Below are 1,238 nucleotides of genomic sequence, written 5' to 3' on the forward strand. Positions count from 1 at the left end.
TCGACCGGCATCAGCTCGCTCTCGACCGGCCTCAGCACCACCAACAGCACCGTCACGTCGCTCTCGACGTCGACGTCAACCGGCCTGTCGTCGGCCAACAGCAGCATCGTTTCGCTGTCCACCTCGACGTCGACCGGCATCAGCTCGCTGTCCACCGGCCTGAGTACCGCTGTCTCAGCCACGAACAACCTCGGCACGAGCACCGCCTCGGCGCTCGGCGGCGGCGCTGCCTATAATCCGGCGACCGGCACGATCTCGGCGCCGTCGTACACCACGTACAACGCGAACGGCACGACCACCACGGCCAACAACGTCGGCGCCGCGATCGACAACATCAACAGCCAGGGCATCAAGTACTTCCACGCGAATTCCACCGCGGCGGACAGCCAGGCTCTCGGCACCAACTCCGTTGCGATCGGTCCGAACGCCGTCGCCCAAAATGCAGGAGACGTCGCGCTCGGCAGCGGCTCGGTCACCGCCGCCGCGAATCCGACCGCCAGCGCCACCATCGCCGGCACGAGCTACTCGTTTGCCGGCACGACGCCGACCAGCGTCGTGAGCGTCGGTGCGGCCGGCTCCGAGCGTCAGGTTACCAACGTCGCTGCCGGGCAAATCACCGCCACCAGCACGGACGCGATCAACGGTTCGCAACTGTTCGCGACGAATACGGCGATCAACAGCCTGTCGACTTCGACGTCGACAGGCCTGTCGACGGCGAACAGCTCGATCGCATCGCTGTCGACGTCGACGTCAACCGGCATTTCGTCGCTGTCGACAGGCTTGTCCACGACGAATAGCACGGTTGCCTCGTTGTCGACCTCGACCTCGACCGGTCTGTCGACCGCAAACAGCTCGATCGCATCGCTGTCCACCTCGACGTCGACCGGCATCTCGTCGCTGTCAACGGGCTTGTCCACGACGAACAGCACGGTTGCCTCGCTGTCGACCTCGACCTCGACGGGCTTGTCGACCGCAACCAGCTCGATCTCGTCGCTGTCGACGTCGACGTCAACCGGCATTTCGTCGCTGTCGACGGGCTTGTCCACGACGAATAGCACGGTTGCCTCGTTGTCGACCTCGACCTCGACCGGTCTGTCGACCGCAAACAGCTCGATCGCATCGCTGTCCACCTCGACGTCGACCGGCATCTCGTCGCTGTCGACGGGCTTGTCCACGACGAACAGCACGGTTGCCTCGCTGTCGACCTCGACCTCGACGGGCTTGTCGACCGCAACCAG

General features: G+C 64.9%; 1 pseudogene. It reads left to right on the top strand.

Annotated features, from left to right (window positions below):
* Nucleotides 1-1,238, top strand: a pseudogene (locus AC1RQF_RS33305) (cell surface protein); the annotation flags it as partial.

This window comes from Burkholderia sp. GW821-FHT14F03 (genome assembly GCF_058803765.1).